Origin of the sequence: Pseudomonas sp. L5B5, assembly GCF_020520285.1 — a bacterium.
Lineage (GTDB): Bacteria > Pseudomonadota > Gammaproteobacteria > Pseudomonadales > Pseudomonadaceae > Aquipseudomonas.
Map to the genome: position 1 here is coordinate 4,812,678 of NZ_CP084742.1, position 17,087 is coordinate 4,829,764.

At 64.0% G+C, this 17,087-nt stretch carries 16 protein-coding genes, 1 tRNA gene and 1 pseudogene; 5 read left to right on the top strand and 13 right to left on the bottom strand.

The window, feature by feature from the left end; all coding sequences use genetic code 11:
- Nucleotides 1-221 precede the first annotated feature (221 nt).
- Nucleotides 222-1,151, bottom strand: coding sequence for a LysR family transcriptional regulator (locus tag LGQ10_RS21970; protein ID WP_058437172.1), 930 nt, complete (start codon nucleotides 1,149-1,151; stop codon nucleotides 222-224).
- A gap of 230 nt (nucleotides 1,152-1,381) precedes the next feature.
- Between LGQ10_RS21970 and LGQ10_RS21975 the strand changes: the two genes are divergently transcribed.
- The 5 genes and pseudogenes from LGQ10_RS21975 to LGQ10_RS21995 all read left to right on the top strand — a co-directional run bounded on the left by LGQ10_RS21975 (nucleotide 1,382) and on the right by LGQ10_RS21995 (nucleotide 4,555).
- Nucleotides 1,382-2,665 (top strand): aspartate aminotransferase family protein, encoded by a 1,284-nt coding sequence (locus LGQ10_RS21975; protein WP_226523193.1) that lies wholly within the window; start codon nucleotides 1,382-1,384, stop codon nucleotides 2,663-2,665.
- Nucleotides 2,665-3,390 (top strand): type 1 glutamine amidotransferase, encoded by a 726-nt coding sequence (locus LGQ10_RS21980; protein WP_226523194.1) that lies wholly within the window; start codon nucleotides 2,665-2,667, stop codon nucleotides 3,388-3,390. The genes LGQ10_RS21975 and LGQ10_RS21980 overlap by 1 nt, the downstream gene beginning before the upstream one ends.
- A gap of 237 nt (nucleotides 3,391-3,627) precedes the next feature.
- Nucleotides 3,628-3,983: pseudogene (locus tag LGQ10_RS21985) on the top strand (type II toxin-antitoxin system RelE/ParE family toxin).
- Nucleotides 3,976-4,296 carry a helix-turn-helix domain-containing protein gene (locus LGQ10_RS21990; protein ID WP_058437169.1) on the top strand — a complete coding sequence of 107 codons (321 nt, stop codon included), beginning with the start codon at nucleotides 3,976-3,978 and terminating at the stop codon, nucleotides 4,294-4,296. Before LGQ10_RS21985 ends, LGQ10_RS21990 begins: the two are co-directional and overlap by 8 nt.
- A 100-nt stretch (nucleotides 4,297-4,396) precedes the next feature.
- On the top strand, nucleotides 4,397-4,555 hold the full coding sequence (locus LGQ10_RS21995; RefSeq protein WP_011063854.1) for a YqaE/Pmp3 family membrane protein: 159 nt from the start codon (nucleotides 4,397-4,399) through the stop codon (nucleotides 4,553-4,555).
- Between the two features lie 39 nt (nucleotides 4,556-4,594).
- On the opposite strand, the gene LGQ10_RS22000 is transcribed toward LGQ10_RS21995, so the two are convergent.
- The 12 genes from LGQ10_RS22000 to LGQ10_RS22055 form a co-directional block, all read right to left on the bottom strand.
- Nucleotides 4,595-6,427: an alpha/beta hydrolase family protein gene (locus LGQ10_RS22000; RefSeq protein WP_058437168.1), complete on the bottom strand. Its 1,833-nt coding sequence runs from the start codon at nucleotides 6,425-6,427 to the stop codon at nucleotides 4,595-4,597.
- Nucleotides 6,393-7,562, bottom strand: coding sequence for a pyrroloquinoline quinone biosynthesis protein PqqE (gene pqqE, locus LGQ10_RS22005; RefSeq protein ID WP_226523195.1), 1,170 nt, complete (start codon nucleotides 7,560-7,562; stop codon nucleotides 6,393-6,395). The genes LGQ10_RS22000 and pqqE overlap by 35 nt, the downstream gene beginning before the upstream one ends.
- Nucleotides 7,534-7,809, bottom strand: coding sequence for a pyrroloquinoline quinone biosynthesis peptide chaperone PqqD (pqqD, locus tag LGQ10_RS22010; protein WP_058437166.1), 276 nt, complete (start codon nucleotides 7,807-7,809; stop codon nucleotides 7,534-7,536). Before pqqD ends, pqqE begins: the two co-directional genes overlap by 29 nt.
- Nucleotides 7,806-8,558: a pyrroloquinoline-quinone synthase PqqC gene (pqqC, locus tag LGQ10_RS22015; RefSeq protein ID WP_226523196.1), complete on the bottom strand. Its 753-nt coding sequence runs from the start codon at nucleotides 8,556-8,558 to the stop codon at nucleotides 7,806-7,808. The genes pqqD and pqqC overlap by 4 nt, the downstream gene beginning before the upstream one ends.
- 92 nt (nucleotides 8,559-8,650) lie before the next feature.
- Entirely contained in the window at nucleotides 8,651-9,562 is a 912-nt protein-coding gene (gene pqqB / locus LGQ10_RS22020; protein ID WP_226523197.1) for a pyrroloquinoline quinone biosynthesis protein PqqB, read from the bottom strand.
- A gap of 103 nt (nucleotides 9,563-9,665) precedes the next feature.
- Complete coding sequence (pqqA, locus tag LGQ10_RS22025) at nucleotides 9,666-9,740, bottom strand: pyrroloquinoline quinone precursor peptide PqqA (RefSeq protein WP_003194766.1); 75 nt, start codon at nucleotides 9,738-9,740, stop codon at nucleotides 9,666-9,668.
- A gap of 156 nt (nucleotides 9,741-9,896) precedes the next feature.
- Entirely contained in the window at nucleotides 9,897-12,356 is a 2,460-nt protein-coding gene (pqqF, locus tag LGQ10_RS22030; RefSeq protein WP_226523198.1) for a pyrroloquinoline quinone biosynthesis protein PqqF, read from the bottom strand.
- 48 nt (nucleotides 12,357-12,404) lie between these two features.
- Nucleotides 12,405-13,199 (bottom strand): carbon-nitrogen hydrolase family protein, encoded by a 795-nt coding sequence (locus LGQ10_RS22035; RefSeq protein WP_226526179.1) that lies wholly within the window; start codon nucleotides 13,197-13,199, stop codon nucleotides 12,405-12,407.
- Between the two features lie 93 nt (nucleotides 13,200-13,292).
- A complete protein-coding gene (locus tag LGQ10_RS22040; protein WP_226523199.1) occupies nucleotides 13,293-14,975 on the bottom strand; it encodes a flavin monoamine oxidase family protein in 1,683 nt (560 codons plus the stop codon).
- Nucleotides 14,976-15,137: 162 nt separating this feature from the next.
- A complete protein-coding gene (locus LGQ10_RS22045; protein WP_058435022.1) occupies nucleotides 15,138-15,599 on the bottom strand; it encodes an Lrp/AsnC family transcriptional regulator in 462 nt (153 codons plus the stop codon).
- A 137-nt stretch (nucleotides 15,600-15,736) separates the two neighbouring features.
- Nucleotides 15,737-16,837 (bottom strand): pyridoxal phosphate-dependent aminotransferase, encoded by a 1,101-nt coding sequence (locus LGQ10_RS22050; RefSeq protein WP_226523200.1) that lies wholly within the window; start codon nucleotides 16,835-16,837, stop codon nucleotides 15,737-15,739.
- 168 nt (nucleotides 16,838-17,005) lie between these two features.
- Nucleotides 17,006-17,082, bottom strand: a tRNA-Ile gene (locus tag LGQ10_RS22055).
- Nucleotides 17,083-17,087: the final 5 nt, after the last annotated feature.

Genomic DNA, 17,087 nt, shown 5'->3' on the forward strand with positions numbered 1-17,087 from the left:
TGTAAGTCATTTCTTACGTTACGTGCTGCAGATCGCCCATATCGGCGAATGAGCGTCCTGGCTAATCTACGTTACATGGACGTAGCGCAGGAAGCGCAAAGAAATAACACGGACACGTAGGATTCCGCCAGGATGGTGGATTGAAATGGATGTCAGGGAAACAGTCTGCAAAGCCCCGCTTCGGCGGGGTTTTCTTTTGTCCGGGTTTTTTGTTTACCCGTTCAGATCAAGGGCTCCGGCAGGGCAGGACCGCCCAGGCGCCCATCCTGGGAGTGCGGCGAGTCCTCCAGTAGCGAACGCAGCAATTCCAGCGTCCCCTGCTGACGCTGCAGGTCACGGCAAACCAGTCCGACTTTCAGTGGCACCCTGGGTTCACTCAGCGGCTTCCAGAGCAACTCCCTGTTGCCATGCTGCTGCTGTGAGCGTCCCGGCAGCACAGTGGCCAGCCGAGTGTGGGGCAGGCTGTCGAGAATCCCGGCCATGTTGTTCAGCTCCGCCTGCACCTGCGGGCGTCTCCCCAGGTTGGCCAGCTGCGCCTGCCAGATCTGGCGGATCTGGAACTCTTCCCCCAGCAACAGCATCGGCAGCTCGGCCGCCTGGCTCATGGAGACTTTCTTGAATTCGCGCAGAGGATGCTGTTCGGGGATGACCAGGGTCAGTTCGTCTTCGTACAGCGGTACGCCATGCAGCCCAGGCTGGCGCGGTGGCAAGTAGCTGATGCCGATGTCCAGCGAGCCGTTGAGCAAGCGTCGTTCGATTTCCAGCCCGGTCAATTCGTAGATCTGCACCACCAGATGCGGCTGAGCCTTGCGCACCCGTTCGAGCATCTGCGGCACCAGGCTGCTGTGTACGGTCTGCAGTACGCCGATGGCCAGGGTCCGCAGGGCCTGTCCCTTGAAATTGCGCAAGGCTTCGCGAGCCTGCTGCAGGCCATCGAGCAGGGGCAGGGCGTGGTTGTACAGGGTATGGGCGGCCAGGGTCGGCAGCAGGCGCTTGCTGCTGCGTTCGAACAGGCTGACATCCAGGTGCTGTTCCAACTGGCGAATCTGCTGGGACAACGCTGGTTGAGAGATTGAAAGACGCTCTGCGGCGCGCCCTACATGGCCTTCCTCATACACCGCGACGAAGTAACGCAGTTGTTTGAAATCCATAAGTAATTCTTATCGAAAAAGCTTAAAAATCGAAATGGCCCGAAGCCGCCGAGAGGCCTAGTCTACCGCCTATTCACAGGGCTTACAGGGCCACGAAAGGCGATGAATAGCGTTCAGGTCGGTGGTGTTTACATAGGAAAGGCAACAGAGCCCGGCCAGGCACTGGCCGGTAATGTAGACGAATACCCGATTGCAAACCCTCCATGCCCATGGTTGCGAGGGCTGTCGGCATGAATCTGTTCAGTTCCCGTCGCACCTCGCCCAGCCTGGATGACCTGGCCATGGCCGCCAACGCGGTCGTCGCGGCCGACAGCCTGCCCAGCGACTGCCTGATGCCCAGCGTGTCGCGGCCACAGCCAGTGTTTGTCCGTGGCCAGGGTTCCTGGCTGTGGGACAGCGACGATCACACTTATCTGGACTTCACCCAGGCCGGGGCTGCCAATAGCCTCGGTCACAGCCCTTCGGTACTGGTCAATGCACTGACCGCCCAGGCGCAATCGCTGATCAACCCCGGCTCCGGATTCTACAATCGCGGCATGCTCAAGCTCGCTACCCGGCTGTGTCGCAGTACCGGCAGCGACCAGGCCTACCTGCTGGGCAGTGGCAGCGAGGCGTGTGAGGCGGCCATCAAGCTGGCCCGCAAATGGGGGCAACTGCATCGTGCAGGGGCGGCGGGCATCATCACGGCCAGCCAGGCTTGCCACGGTCGGGGTTTCGCTGCCCTGTCGGCGGCAGGCGGCACAGTCACTGGCAATCGGTTCGAACCGTGCCTGCCAGGCTTTAGCCAGGTGCCTTTCAATGACCTGCCGGCCCTGCATGCCGCGGTGGACGCCCAAACGGTAGCCATCATGCTCGAGCCGATCCAGGGCGAGGCTGGGGTGGTGCCGGCCACCGAGCATTACCTCAAGGGCGTGGAGCGCTTGTGCCGTGAGCTGGGCATCCTGTTGATCTTCGATGAGGTGCAGACCGGCATGGGGCGTTGCGGCACGCTGTTGGCCGAACAACTGTATGGCGTGCGTGCCGATATCATCGCCCTGGGCAAGGGCCTGGGCGGAGGGGTGCCACTGGCCGCGCTGCTGGCCCGGGGCAAGGCCTGCTGTTTCGAGCAGGGCGAACTGGATGGCACCCACCACGGCAACGCCCTGATGACATGTGCTGGCCTGGCGGTGCTGGACAGCCTTCAAGAACATGGTTTCCTGCAGCAGGTGCGCAGCAACGGCCAGTACCTGGGACAAGGCCTGGCGCGCCTGGCCAGCCGTCATGCCCAGGGCCAGGTTCGTGGTCACGGGCTGCTCTGGGGCATGAGCCTGGCGGACGATTCGGCCGAGGCGCTGGTCAAGGCTGCACTGCACGAGGGCTTGCTGATCAATGCCGTGCAGCCGGACTGCCTGCGGTTCACGCCGGCGCTGACCGTGAGCAAGGGCAATATCGATGAAATGCTGCTGCGCCTGGCCCGAGCCTTTGCCCGGGTACGCACCGCGCAATTGCAGTGCCGCAAGGGAGTGACTGTCTGATGCGTGTATTGATCCTGCAGCATTCACCGGCAGCTGGTCCGGGTCGTATCAGCCAATGGTTGCTGGAGCGCGCCACGGCGGTCCACATCTGCCATCTGTACACCCAGGCTCGCCTGCCACGGCTCGACAGCTTCGACCTGCTGATCCTCCTGGGCGGCCCCATGAGCGTGCATGACGAGGTGCAGACGCCCTGGCTGGCCGCGGAAAAACGTTTGTTGCGCAAGGCCCTGTCCGCTGGCAAGCGGGTACTGGGCATCGGCCTGGGCGGGCAGCTCCTGGCCCAGGCCCTGGGCGCTCGCGTCCGCCTTTGTGCGGCCAGCGAGATTGGCTGGTGGCCGGTGGAAAAGTACCCCAGCGCCCAGGATTCGCCGCTGGGGCTGGCGCTACCGGAACGCCTGATGGCCTTCCATTGGCATGGTGAAAGCTTCGATCTGCCCAAGGGCGCCTTGCCGCTCTATCGCTCTGCCGCCTGCGCCAACCAGGGGTTCATCTGGCAGGAACGCGCCATTGGCCTGCAATGCCTGCTGCAGAGCGACTTGCAGAGCATCGAGGCACTTCTGCAATCGCGTCCCCGGGGCTGGCTGAGCGCCGAGCAGGATGCCGGGCCCGACAGTGTCGAAGACCGTCAGGCGATCCTCGCCGGTATTCCCCATTGCAGTGGCCTGGCGCCCACCTTGTTCCGGGTGCTGGACTACCTTTCCGGGCCTCACCCAACCTTGTGCTGACAGAATTCCTGAACCGTCTCGCGGTATAACGCGTCGCCCCGTGTCCGATTTTTCGCACGGGGCGTTTTTTTGTCTCTGTCCTTTTCCATGGCCCTGTTGGGCCTTGAGTCTTTGGTCGTTTCCAGGCTCGTTGTACTGGCCGGCGAGGATTGCCGCAGCTGTCGGATGAACTCCGTTCAGCAGGTCGATTTGAACATATATACCACCTGGTGGTATTTATTTATGGGAAGGGATGCCATGCCTATCAGACTGTTTCAAACCCGGGGCTTCGCTTATCGCGCCCGCAAGGCACTGATCAGCGAAGCCGAGTTGCAGCGGGCGTTCAGTGAACTGCTCAATGGGCAAGGAGACCCCATGGGCGGTGGTGTCTGGAAAAAACGCTTGGGTGCCAATCGTTATCGAGCCATCCTGCTGGCAAGGGGGGAGATTGCTGGGTCTATCAGTTCCTGTTCGCCAAGCAGGACCGGAGCAACATCGATCTCAAGGAATTGCTGATGTTTCGTGAGCTGGCCAAGTCCTACGCGCGGCTGGATGCCTGGCAGATTCAGCAGATGATTGAAATCGAGGAATTTGTGGAGATAGTCCATGACTAGAAAGTTTGTCAGCGATGCCCTGGAGTCGATTCACGAATCCGCCAGTGCCCTGCAGGTCATAGGTGCCATCGGCAAGACCACCATGCGGCGTTTCGACAAGGCCTGCATCGCCGTGGTGCCGGAGCAGATCCCGCCTGCACAGATCAAGGCGATCCGTGAGCGCAACCAGGTCAGTCAGCCGGTATTTGCCAGCTACCTGAACACCAGCGCCTCCACCGTGAAGAAATGGGAAAGTGGCGAGAAGCATCCCAGCGGCATGGCTCTCAAGCTGCTGAGCATCGTGCACAAGCATGGGATCGAGATCCTGGCCTGAGCAGGGCTGGGCCAGGCGAAAGGTGCGCTGAACCCTGGCGCCGGGCCAGGGTCGATTGCAGGTCAGGCTCATTCGAGCCGTTTCTGTCAGGAGTCGTCCCATGGATCTGATCCGCATCATCTTCGCCATCCTGCTGCCCCCTCTCGGGGTTTTCCTGCAAGTGGGATTCGGCGGTGCTTTCTGGCTGAACATCCTGTTGACGTTGTGCGGATACATCCCCGGTATCGTGCATGCGGTGTACATCATCGCCAAGCGCTGACTCGCCACCCTGCCCGTTGTCGCAACGGGCAGGGCCTGCTCAGCGCGGAGCTTGCAGCACCTTGCAGTAGAACTTCCATTCCTGTTCCAGCGCATGTGCCTGGTTCTCGGCCTGGCGAAAGCCGTGGCGTTCCTGCGGGTAGTAATGGGCTTCGGCGGCAATCCCCTGCTCTTGCAGGGCCTTGAGCATGACCCGGGTTTGCTCGGGCACCACCACGGCATCCAGTTCGCCCTGGAAGAACACCACGGGCACCTGGATGTTGCGGGCATGCAGCAAGGGTGTGCGAGCCAGGTAGCGCTCGTGGTCCTGCTCGGGGTCGCCGATCAGCCAGTCCAGGTAGTCGCCTTCGAACTTGTGGGTGACGCGTCCCAGGGCAAGGGGATCGCTGACGCCATAGAGGCTGGCGCCGGCGCGAAAGACCTGGGCGAAGGCCAGGGCGCAGAGGGTGGTGTAACCACCGGCGCTGCCGCCACGGATGAACGCTTGCCCGGGGTCGATCAGGCCTTGCTGATCCAGGTAGGCCACTACCGCGCACGCGTCTTCCACGTCCACTTCCCCCCAGCGCAGATGCAGGGCCTGGCGATAGGCCCGGCCATAACCGCTGCTGCCCCGGTAGTTGAGATCGGCCACGGCAAAGCCGCGCTGGGTCCAGAACTGGATGCGCGAGTCGAGCATCGGGTAGCAGGCCGAGGTCGGGCCGCCATGGATGAACACCACCAGCGGCGGGCGCCCCACACCGTTCATGGCCGGATAGAAGAACCCATGGGCCAGGCCCTCGCCACTGGGGTAGCACAGGGTCTGCGGGCGACTGATGCGTTCCGCGGCCAGCGGCGCGACGCCGCCGGCCAGTACCTGGACCTGGCTGGTCGCACGGTCGATGGCGATCACTGCCGAGGGGCTGGTGGGGGAGGCGGCGATGCAGTACAGCTGCTGCGAGTCCAGGGCCAGACTGCGAAAGCGACTATAGGCGCCGGTGAAGTCCTGCCGTGCACCATCGGCCTGGTGCAGGCCCAGGCGCCCGAACCCCTCTTCGGTCCAACTGCCCAGCCAACGGTCATTGCCCAGGGGCAGCCACGTGCAGCCGCCCAGTTGCCAGGGGGCCGGGGCATGGTCAGCTGCCGCACAGGGCAGGGCGCGCAAACCCAGGCCCGACTCGACCCAGGGTTGCCAGAAGCCCTGGCGATCGGTGAGGCAGTACAGAAGACCGTGCGGGTCGAAACGCGGTTGCTGCAGGGATTCCGGTTCGCCGTTGCCCGCCACGCAGCGTGGTTCGCTCCAGCGGCCATCGGCCAGGCGCTCGGCGAGCATCAGCCGGGTGCAGGTCCAGGGCTGGTGCGGGCGGTCCCATTCGATCCAGGCCAGCCGCTGACCGTTGGGGCTGAGGGTTGGCGCGGCGTAGAAGTCGGCGCCGGTCGCCAGCAGCTGGCGCTGGCCGGTATCGCTGTCGATGGCGACCAGCCGGTGTTCATCCACGTACTCCTCGACGGCCAGGACCTGCCCGGCATGATGGTGCAGATCGCCGTAGCGGCAATCGCCCTGGGTCAGGGCCACGGGAGCCCCCTCGGTCAGGGCCTGGCGGTACAGTTGCTGGTCGCTTTCATTGACGAACAGCAGGCTGTCGGCGCTGACACAGAAGGCGCCGCCACCGTATTCGTAGACCCGGCTGCGCACGCTGAAACCTGATGGCGTCAGGCAGCGAGCCTGGCCCTGGTGCCAGTGCCAGACCCGGCAGGCCGCATCTTCGGGGCGATACTCGTTCCAGAACAGGCCCTGGGGCGTCAGTTGCAGCTCGGCGAAGTCCACACCAGCGGCCGTGGCCTGGCTGGCGCTGAAGGGTTCAACCCTTGGCGATGAGGCGTGAGTTTCGTTCATTGCGAAAGGCCAGTTGTTCGATGGTCTGGGTGGCGGTTTCGGACTCTTCACGGGCCTTGAGGATCATCCCGTGGTGGGGCGACTTGCTGCACACCGGATCGGCGTTGCTGGCATCCCCGGTGAGCATGAAGGCCTGGCAGCGGCAGCCGCCGAAGTCCTGTTCTTTCTCGTCGCAGGAGCGGCAGGGTTCGGGCATCCAGTCGTAGCCACGAAAGCGATTGAAACCGAAGGACTCGTACCAGATGTGCTGCATGCTGTGGTCGCGCACATTGGGAAACTGCACCGGTAGTTGCCGGGCGCCGTGGCACGGCAGGGCGGTGCCGTCCGGGGTCACGGTGAGGAACAGGCTGCCCCAGCCGTTCATGCAGGCCTTGGGACGCTCCTCGTAGTAGTCCGGGGTGACGAAGATCAGCTTGCAGGGGTGGCCCTGGGCCTCCAGCCTGGCGCGGTACTCGTTGGTGATGCGCTCGGCGCGCACCAACTGTTCCCGGGTCGGCAACAGACCGACGCGGTTGAGCTGGGCCCAGCCGTAGAACTGGCAAGTGGCGAGCTCGACGAAGTCGGCTTCCAGGGCAATGCACAGCTCGATGATGCGGTCGATCTTGTCGATGTTGTGCCGGTGGGTGACGAAGTTCAGCACCATCGGATAACCGTGGGCCTTGACCGCGCGGGCCATTTCCAGCTTCTGGGCGAAGGCTTTCTTCGAGCCGGCCAGCAGGTTGTTCACTTGCTCGTCGCTGGCCTGGAAGCTGATCTGGATATGGTCCAGGCCGGCTTTCTTGAAGTCGCTGATCTTCTGCTCGGTGAGGCCGATGCCGGAGGTGATCAGGTTGGTGTAGAAGCCCAGCTTGCGCGCCTCACCGATCAGTTCGGCGAGGTCCTGGCGCACCAGTGGCTCGCCGCCGGAGAAACCCAGCTGCGCGGCGCCCATTTCCCGCGCTTCGCGAAAGACCTTGAGCCATTGCTCGGTGCTCAGCTCCTTGCCCTGCTCGGCGAAATCCAGGGGATTGGAGCAGTAGGGACATTGCAGCGGGCAGCGGTAGGTCAGCTCGGCCAGCAGCCACAGCGGCAGGCCGACCTCCGGCTTGGCGGGCAGAACCGCCGGTTCAGCCGAGTTCGATCCAGTGCTGGGCACGGGCGACCTCCATGAACTGCTCGATGTCCTCACCGAGCTCGACCACTCCCGGGAACTGGATTTCCAGCTCGCTGATGATCGATGCCACGTCACGTTCGCCATCGATCAGGCCGCCAATCAGCGCGGCGCTGTCATTGAGCTTGATCATGCCTTCGGGATAGAGCAGTACGTGGCCCTTTTGCGCCGGCTCGTACTGGAAGCGATAGCCGGGGCGCCAGCGTGGGGTCCTGCTGCGATCGAAACTCATAAAGTGATCCCTTTGTGCCAGACCCGCTGCTCGGTGACGCTGTGATAAGGCGGGCGGTTCAGTTCATAGGCCATGCTCATGGCGTCGAGCATGCTCCAAAGGATGTCCAGTTTGAACTGGAGAATTTCCAGCATGCGCTCCTGGCCGGCACGCGTGGTGTAGTGCTGCAGAGTGATGGCCAGGCCATGCTCCACATCACGCCGGGCCTGACCCAGGCGCGTACGGAAGTACTGGTAGCCGGTTGGGTCGATCCAGGGATAGTGCTGGGGCCAGCTGTCCAGGCGCGACTGGTGGATCTGCGGGGCGAACAGCTCGGTCAGCGAGCTGCTGGCGGCTTCCTGCCAGCTGGCACGGCGGGCGAAGTTGACGTAGGCGTCCACCGCAAAGCGTACCCCCGGCAGTACCAGCTCCTGGGAGCGCAGTTGGTCCGGGTCTAGCCCCACGGCCTGGCCCAGGCGCAACCAGGCCTCGATACCGCCGTCCTCGCCCGGGGCGCCGTCATGGTCCAGCAGGCGCTGGATCCACTCGCGGCGGACTTCCCGATCCGGGCAGTTGGCGAGGATCGCCGCATCCTTCATCGGGATGTTCACCTGATAGTAGAAGCGGTTGGCGACCCAGCCCTGGATCTGTTCGCGGGTCGCGCGGCCTTCATACATCGCCACGTGGTAGGGGTGATGGATGTGGTAATAGGCGCCCTTGGCGCGCAAGGCCTGCTCGAATTCGGCGGGTGACAGGGGGATATCGGTCATCTTGATTCTCCGGGGCGTGGCCTGGTCGCGGGTGGGCCCGCGTCTGCGTACATGGCCCCAGGGCTCTGGGGCCGAGCTTGTGGGGATCGGCCCTACAGCTCAATACTCATTCCGTCGTAAGCCACTTCCACCTTTCGGCGTACCAGTTCGGCACGTTCGGCGGAGTCTTCGTCGAGGATCGGGTTGGTGTTGTTGATGTGGATGAGCACCTTGCGCTGGCGGGGCAGCTGTTCCAGCACTTCGAGCATGCCGCCGGGACCGTTCTGCGCCAGGTGACCCATCTCCCGGCCGGTGCGGGTGCCCACGCCACGACGCTGCATCTCGTCGTCTTCCCACAGGGTGCCATCCACCAGCAGGCAGTCGCTGGCAGCCATGATCTCCAGCAGCGGGGCGTCCACCTTGCCCAGGCCCGGGGCGTAGAACAACTTGCCGCCGGTGCGCAGGTCTTTAACGATCAGGCCGATGTTGTCCCCCGGATGCGGGTCGAAGCGATGGGGCGAATAGGGTGGGGCGGCACTGCGCAGTGGCAGCGGCGTGAAGCGCAGGTTGGGGCAGGCGGCCACGGTGAAGCCCTGGTCCAGCTCGATACGGTTCCAGTGCAACCCGCCGTTCCAGTGGCTGAGCATCTTGAACAGCGGGAAACCGGTACTCAGGTCCTCGTGGACCATGTCGGTACACCAGACCTGATGCGGGCAGCCTTCGCGCAGGCTGAGCAGGCCGGTGGTGTGGTCGATCTGGCTGTCCATGAGGATGATGGCGCTGATCCCGGTATCGCGCAGGGACCGGCCCGGCTGCATGGGTGCGAAGCCTTGCAACTGGGCACGAATGTCCGGGGAGGCGTTGCACAGTACCCAGTTCACGCCGTCATCGGAGATTGCGATGGACGATTGGGTACGAGCCTGGGCCCGCAGGCTGCCGTCGCGAAAGCCTGCGCAGTTCACGCAGTTGCAGTTCCACTGCGGAAAACCGCCACCGGCGGCGGAACCTAGAATCTGGACAAACATGAGCGCTCCCTGGGCTGTGACTTGAAGATTGTGGACGACTGAAAATGAAAACGCCCCGGACGGGCCGAGGCGTTGCGCTGGATGTTCCGACCGAAGCCAGAAATCAGCGGCTGGCGAAGTACATGGTGACTTCGAAGCCGATGCGCAAATCGGTGTAGGCAGGTTTGGACCAGGTCATGTAAGTGCTCCTTTGAGGTGGGTGGGACGAGTGTTGCCTATACATATAGTCCACCTCCGGGCGGAGATGTTCAGATGCTTAGGGCGCAATCTTACTAAATTCCCACAACGGGTTGCCTGCAATTCTGAAGAAAGCTCATTGCATCACGGGTAATGATCACTTTGCCACTTGCCAGGGCGAACCCGGGCAAGGGCCATTGGCCAGGACCTTCCAACCGTTGGTGGCCTGCTGTAATTGTCGGGCGGCGTCGATCACCGCTGCTGGCGCCAGGGTTGCGATGCAGGCCGGCAACTGTTGCAGGTAATCCGCGGGATGGCCGGCCTGTTGCGCCTGCCACAGCAATTGCGCAGCCTGGTCCAGCGGTAACTGGGCGGGTTGCAGCTGTTGGGCCAGAGCCTGACGCTGATCCTGCCAGGCCTGGGGGGCGAGAGCCTGGAGCTGGTCGGGCAAGTGCTGGAGGAAGTGCTCCAGATGGCCAAGGATCTGGACAAGGCTGTTGTGTGGCGACTGAACGCCGAACAACAGGCCGGTGCGGCCATCGACCTGGCGCACCGCGCTGAACACGCCATAACCCAATTGCAGTTCGACCCGCAGGCGCTGGTAGAAGGGGGTCTGGCAGAGCTGGCCGAGCAGGCGCCAGGCCGCTTCGGCCGCGAGGTTGCCAGGCGGGGCCGGGCAGAACAGCAGCAGGGCCTGCTCGGTGCTATCCATGGGCACCGTCTGCCAGGCATGGCCCACCTCTGGTTGCGGCACCTGGCCAGGTTCGGTATTGGCAGTGCCGGGCGTGCGCTGTAGCACGCGGGCAACAGCGTCCTGCAAGTGACTCGGCAAGGCCACGGCCAGCCCGTTCCAGCGGGTGTTGCTCCATAGCACTTGCAGGGCTTGCGGGGTCAATGCCTCGTCGCTGCCGGGCACTGGCTGTTCGGCGAAGACCTTGAGCAGTTGGCGCAACGGCATGGGCGGCGCTTCACCAAGACCGGCACTTGGCTGCCAGAAGGCAGGAGAGGGCTCGGCCAGTTGCTGCAAGGCCTGTTGCAACACCGCCGGCATGGGCTGGTGCAGGCCACGCAGTTGCAGCAGCCAATCCCTGCCGCAGGCGGTGAAGCCCAGCTCCACCCCGGCCTGTCGAGCATCACCGGCCAGCGCGGTCAAATGCTGCTGCAGGCGATGGTGCAGGCCGCTCGGTGCGGGTGCTGCCAGGCGCCAGCGCAGGAGCAGCACGCCTTCGCCCGTTTGTGCAGGCAGGGCCTGGCTGAATGTCAGGCCCGGGTGGTCGCGTCGGCCCCGGCTACGATCCTGGGCGAAGGTGCGCAGCCCGCGGTGCCGGCTGCTTTGCCCGCGAATCAAGCCGGGCTGGGGAGCCTCGGCGACATTGCGCAGGAAGGGGTTGGGAGGCGGCAGCTGCCAGTCGCCACTGATGGTGCCCATCGTCTGGGGCTGCAGCTGGCGCAGCAACGCCTTGAGGGCCGCGAGTCCCGTTTCGTCGAGCGCCTGGGCAGTCTGGCAGCTGTCCCGGCGCGCCAGCTCCAGGGCGCTGCCGACTTGCAGCCGGCGTTGCTGGAGCAGGGCGTACTCCTCGCGCAACTGGGGCCAGTCGCCCTGGGCGGCGAAGAAGGCCAGCCAGCCCCTCAACAGCGTGCGGATCTGTATCGGTGCATCGGTCGTTGCCTGGGCCAGGCCCAGCTCCAGATGCAGCAATGCCTGCCCGGCGAACGTGTACAACACCTGGGCCTTGAGGCTGTGAGCCAGTGACTGCTGCCGGAGGCTGGCGAGCAATCCCCCGGGTTTGTCGGATTGCAGCCATGTGCAGAGAAAATCCAGCGCCACACTGGCGCCTTGAGGCAGTCCTTCAGCGCTAAACAGCAGGTCCAGGCGCTGGCCGTCGAGTTGCTGGTAGGTGTTGGTGGGTGTGGTCAGCAGTGCCGGCGGCGGTATCTGCTCGAGGGGCTGGCCTGTCGGCAGGCAGGCGCCATACCGTTCAGCCAGGGCCCGCAGCTCTTCCACGGGTTGCGGCCCAACCAGGCTCAGGGTCATTTGGCCGGCCTGGTAGAAGTCGCGATGGAATTGCTGCAGGCCGTGCTGGAAAGCCTGGCTGGGCAGGTTCAGGCTGTAGCGGTTGCCGGCATGGAAGGCGCGCAGCGGATGTGCGGCATTCAGGCCCTCGCACAAGGCGAACTGGCGCCGAGCCGCGGCATCCCGGGACCAGGCGATGAACTCCGCATGCAGCACTTCGCGTTCCCGCCGTTGCTCCGCGGGGTCCATGCGCGGGTGGGCGAGCATGTCGCATAAGCGCTCCAGGCCACCCGCGAAAGCGCCGACCGGCAGTTCGAAAAAGAACTCGGTGCTGCGCTCGCTCGTCTTGGCGTTCAGTTGCCCGCCCTGGGCGCGAACGAAGGCCATCAACCCCTGTTCGGCCGGGAACCGCTCGGTACCGAGAAACAGCAGGTGCTCCAGAAAGTGCGCCAGGCCCGGCCAGCTCGGCGGTACGTCATGGCTGCCGGCGGCGACCCGCAACACTGCGGCGCAGTGTTTCAGGCGAGGGACATGACGCAGGGAAACCCGAAGGCCGTTGGCCAGGATTTCCAGAGGGGGCAGGGGGTGGTTCGGCGCGAGCATGGGTGCATCCAGGACAGAGAGGTGCCCATGCTAGCGGATATCCCGGGATCAGCGCTTGCCCAGCTCGCCGTACAGTTCGGGGCGGCGATCGGACAGGTAGCGATTCAGTGCCCGGGATTCGTTCATCAACTGGCGATCCAGGGTACCGATGATCAAGGCCTCGTCCAGCCCGGCCAGGGCGATCCGGCTGCCATCGGGGGCCGCGATGCTGCTCTGGCCGCAATAGCGGATCTGCTCCTCGTGACCGCAGTAGTTGGCGTAGGCCACATAGCACTGGTTCTCGAAGGCCCGGGCGCGAATCGTCACGTCGGCGACGAAGTCATAGGGAATCATGTTGGCCGTTGGCACCAGGATCAGCTCGGCCCCGGCGAGGGCCAGGCGCCGGGCGTTTTCCGGGAACTCGATGTCGTAGCAGATCAGGAAGCCGAGCTTCCAGCCATTGAGTTCCACCAGGGGGAAATCGTCTGTGCCGGCGCTGAACATCGAGTGGTCCAGGTCGCCGAACAGATGGGTCTTGCGGTAATTGCACAGGCGCTGGCCCCTGGCGTCGATCAACTGCACGGCGTTGTAGATCCGCCCGTCGGTGTCGCGCTCGGGATATCCATAGAGAATTGCCGTGCCGGCGGCTTGGGCGATGGCGGCGATGCGCTGGGCGGCCGGGCCATCCTGGGCTTCGGCCAGGGCACCGACCGCTTCGAGGCCGATGTTGTAGCCGCTGAGGAACATCTCCGGCAGCACCAGCAGGTCGGCCTGGGTGGCTTGCATGGCCACCTGGTGCAGGCGCTGCAGGTTGCCGGCTACATCCAGCGGCAGTGGAGGGCACTGGTACAGGGCGACGCGCATGCTCATGCTCTTGACTCCTCTGACTTGCGATCCGGTCACTATAACCGGTACCGCAGGTTTGGGCCGGGTGTCCCCGGCCTTGCCCGGCGGGGCTCAGTCGGCCAGGACGACCGGGCCGAGTTCGTGGAACACATCTCCCGGCCCCGGGTTCTGCGCATGGGTGGCACCACCGAAGTGCTTCATGATGCCCCAGACGGCATTGAGCGAGGTCTGCACTGCTCCCTCGACCCAGGCCGGCGTCCAGGACACATCGTCGCCGGCGATGAAGATGCCACGCTGTTCGGCAGGCATGTCGTCCTGCATGAAGTGTGCGTACATCCGCTGGTTGTAGCGGTAGTGGCCCGGCAGTGCGCCCTTGAAGGCGCCGAGGAAGTGCGGGTCGGCTTCCCAGGACACGGTGATCGGGTTGCCGATGATGTGGCTGGCGATGTCGACTTTGGGATAGACCTTGTTCAGTGCATCCAGGGCCAGTTGCACGCGTTTTTCCACCGGGTGCGGCAGCATCTTCATGGCGTCGCTCATCCAGGAGTAGGACAGGCAGATCACCCCCGGCTTGTCGTCGCCGTGGTCGAACAGGTAGGTGCCACGGGTCAGGCGATCGGTGAGGGTCATGCTCATCACGTCGCGGCCGGTTTGCGGGTCCTTGTCCTTCCAGAATGGCCGATCGACCATCACGAAGGTCTTCGAGGACTGCATGTAGCGGGTGCGGTCCAGGGCCATCCACATCTTCTGCGAGAACAGCGCCTCCTCGCACTCGATCTGGGTGGTCAGCAGCCAGGTCTGGCAGGTCGCCAGGACCGCCGCGTAGTGGCGGGTATCGCCCCAGTAGTCGGTGACGGCGAAGGTGCCATCGGCGGCACGGGCGATCTTTTTCACGCCCGGGCGCGGCGCGCCGTTGTGCAGTGTGGCCAGGGAAGTGCCGGCCGGCCAGTGGGCGCACTGTTCCGGCACATGGCTCCAGATGCCCCGGGGAACCTGTTCGACCCCTCCTACCACCAGGTGTTGATGGTCATCGCAGTTGGTCATCACCACGCGAAAGATTTCCAGCATGGAGTTGGGGAAGTCCGAGTCCCAGCCGCCGGTGCCGAAGCCGACCTGGCCGAAGATCTCGCGGTGACGGTAGGACAGCCGCGAGAAGGCCTTGGACGTGGCGACGAAGTCATAGAAGGTGCGGTCGTCCCACTTCGGCACCAGTTCGTCCCACAGGGCCTTGAGCTTGACCGTGTCACGCTCGCGGATGGCGTCCTGGACTTCCGAGAAGCGTGAGCCGTCTTCCAGGGCTTCGGCCCAGGCCTGGGCGACTTCACGGAAGATCTCCGGCAGGTCGGCCATCTTCTCGGCGTAGTGGCTGGTGCCTTCCAGGTCTACCACGGTGCTGCCCGAAGCCGGGGTCAGCGGGTTGGGGAAGGGGCGGGTTTCCAGGCCGAGCTTGTCGACGTAGTGGTAGAAGGCGGTGCTGGACACCGGGAACCGCATGCCGCCCAGCTCCGCGATGATACCGTCGGCGCCTTCGAAGGTTTCCGAACGCAGGCGCCCCCCCATTTTCGAGGCCTCGTAGACCACGGGCTTGAGACCCAGCTTCATCAATTCGTAGGCCGCTACCAGCCCGGAGATGCCGGCGCCAATGATCGCTACTTCGGCCCCGTGTTGCGCTTGGGGAATGCTGCCCAGGCCGGCGGGGTGCTCGATCCAGTCATCGAAGGCGAAGGGGAAGTCCGGGCCGAAGATGGTGATGGGTTTCTTGCCGTCTGCAGGATGGCGATTGTTCTTGTTCATGGCTGACCTTGGCGGGCGGCTCAGCGAAATGCTGAGTATAGGAAAGGATGGCAGCCATTCTAGAGAGGGGAGAACTCGTAAATAAGACGCAATCTGTCGTCGTTATGCATCGTTATTGACCAATATGACGAAAATAAAATTCAAAGTGACGTAAATCAAACCTTAAAGCGCATGCCCACGGTCGATCTTGCTGCTGAGGATGATCGAGGTGGTGGTCTTCTCCACGCCGTCGATGCTGCCGATCTGGTCCAGCAACTGGTCCAGCTGTTCCGGGGACTCGGTGCGCAGCCAGGCCACGTAGTCGAATTCGCCGCTGACCGCGCACAGTTGCTGGACCTGGGCCATGCCGCTCAGCCGCCGCAGGACTTCCTTGCCGGAGCGGGGCTGGACCTTGATGCCGACGTAAGCCTGCAGTCCGCCATCGACGACCCGCTGGCCCAGGCGCACGCCATAGCCGGTGATGACCCTGGCCTTTTCCAGGCGCGCCAGGCGCGAGGTCACGGTGGTGCGGGCGATGCCCAATTGCCGGGCCAGCATTGCCACGCTCTCGCGAGCATTGATCTGCAAGGCGGCGATCAACTGACGGTCGACTTCGTCGAGAACGGGAGGGCGGCTATCGGACAAGATGGGCTCCAGCACGGTGATCGGGGAGCGCACATGTTAGCGCCTCCCAACGCTTGCCGCTCGTCGCCCTGGCGCGACCTGGGCCGGGGCAGGAAAAGCCGCCGGGCTGACGGCTTGCCAGTCGCCGGGAGCGGGGTTCAGCCGGGCATGACCTGGGCGAAAGCCTCGCGAAAGCGCTGCATGTCCTGCTCTGAACCGACGCTGACCCGTGCCCAGTTCGGCCAGTTGTCCCAGACCCGGCCGATCCGTACTTGCCGTGCCGCCAGGGCATCGACCACTTCCTGGGCCGGGCGCCGGACATCGATCATGAAGCAGTTGGCCTGGGAGGCCGTGCAGGTGAAGCCGCGCTTTTGCAGCCAGGTGATGGTCTGCTCAAGCAACTGCCGGTTGTGCCGCTTGCGTTCGGCCAGCAGGCCCGGCTCTTCCAGGCTGGCAAGGCCTCCCAGCAGGGTGGAGGCCGCCGGTACGTTGTAGCCACCATAGGCTTCCAGGCGCTCGAGCAGTTCCGGTTGGCCCACGGCAAGGCCCAACCGCGCGCCGGCCATGCCGTAGATCTTGGAGAAGGTGCGCAGTACCAGCAGTCCAGGGTGATCCTTGACCAGGGGGATGCAGGTGCTGGCATCGGCAAAGTCGATATAGGCTTCGTCGATCACCATGATCGAGCCCTTGGGTTTACTCGCCAGGGCCTGTTCGATGGCCTGCCGTGGCGTCAGGGTGCCAGTAGGGTTGTTGGGGTTGCACAGGTAGATCATCCCTGCAGAGCGATCGGCGGCGAGCATGGCCGTAAGGTCGTGACGGTGCTGGCTGTCGAGGGGAATCTCGTGGACCTTGACCTGCCGCCCTTCGGCTGCCTCCCTGGGCGCCTCGTAGGAGGGGGTGGCCATGACCAGGCTACCGGCCTGGGTGAAGGCCATGACGGCATGCTGCAGCGCGGCCTTGGAGCCACAGAAACTGTGTACATGGTCCTCGGGAACCCCCTGCTGGCGGGCGAAGAGTGCATTGAGCCGGTACTGGAGCTTGTAGGGATAGCGGCCGCTGAGGGCGATGCCTTGCTGCATGGCCTGGCGGCTGGCGGAAGAGGGGCCCCAGGGGTTTTCGTTGAAATTGATCAGGACATCGTCGGACGGTGGCTGGAGGGGCGGCGGAGCGGGTTCGGCGGCCCGGCTCCAACCTGGCAATGAAAGCAGCGGCAGGGCTGACGCGAGCCCCACCAGTGATCGGCGCGTAATCTCAACCATCGATAGATCCCTTTCTTATCGTGAAAGACACCGGGGCGTCTCTTGTCCTGGTTGGACATCGATATGACGGTGGGATAGTCGTGAGATTTAAGGTGGCGATTCAATAGCCAGTCGCATCGCGACGTATTGGCAGGCACAAAAAAACCGCGCATTGCGCGGTTTCGAATGTGGTGGGCCCACACGGACTTGAACCGTGGACCAAAGGATTATGAGTCCTCTGCTCTAACCAACTGAGCTATAGGCCCTCAGT

Bases quoted from the DNA above. Each gene is read 5' to 3' on its own strand.
- pqqB (WP_226523197.1), bottom strand. From the start codon at position 9,562: ATGTTTGTCCAGATTCTAGGTTCCGCCGCCGGTGGCGGTTTTCCGCAG.
- LGQ10_RS21995 (WP_011063854.1), top strand. From the start codon at position 4,397: ATGGATCTGATCCGCATCATCTTCGCCATCCTGCTGCCCCCTCTCGGG.
- LGQ10_RS22000 (WP_058437168.1), bottom strand. From the start codon at position 6,427: ATGAACGAAACTCACGCCTCATCGCCAAGGGTTGAACCCTTCAGCGCC.
- LGQ10_RS21980 (WP_226523194.1), top strand. From the start codon at position 2,665: ATGCGTGTATTGATCCTGCAGCATTCACCGGCAGCTGGTCCGGGTCGT.
- pqqD (WP_058437166.1), bottom strand. From the start codon at position 7,809: ATGAGTTTCGATCGCAGCAGGACCCCACGCTGGCGCCCCGGCTATCGC.
- pqqC (WP_226523196.1), bottom strand. From the start codon at position 8,558: ATGACCGATATCCCCCTGTCACCCGCCGAATTCGAGCAGGCCTTGCGC.
- LGQ10_RS22040 (WP_226523199.1), bottom strand. From the start codon at position 14,975: ATGAACAAGAACAATCGCCATCCTGCAGACGGCAAGAAACCCATCACC.
- LGQ10_RS21970 (WP_058437172.1), bottom strand. From the start codon at position 1,151: ATGGATTTCAAACAACTGCGTTACTTCGTCGCGGTGTATGAGGAAGGC.
- LGQ10_RS22035 (WP_226526179.1), bottom strand. From the start codon at position 13,199: ATGCGCGTCGCCCTGTACCAGTGCCCTCCACTGCCGCTGGATGTAGCC.
- LGQ10_RS22050 (WP_226523200.1), bottom strand. From the start codon at position 16,837: ATGGTTGAGATTACGCGCCGATCACTGGTGGGGCTCGCGTCAGCCCTG.
- pqqF (WP_226523198.1), bottom strand. From the start codon at position 12,356: ATGCTCGCGCCGAACCACCCCCTGCCCCCTCTGGAAATCCTGGCCAAC.
- LGQ10_RS21990 (WP_058437169.1), top strand. From the start codon at position 3,976: ATGACTAGAAAGTTTGTCAGCGATGCCCTGGAGTCGATTCACGAATCC.
- LGQ10_RS21975 (WP_226523193.1), top strand. From the start codon at position 1,382: ATGAATCTGTTCAGTTCCCGTCGCACCTCGCCCAGCCTGGATGACCTG.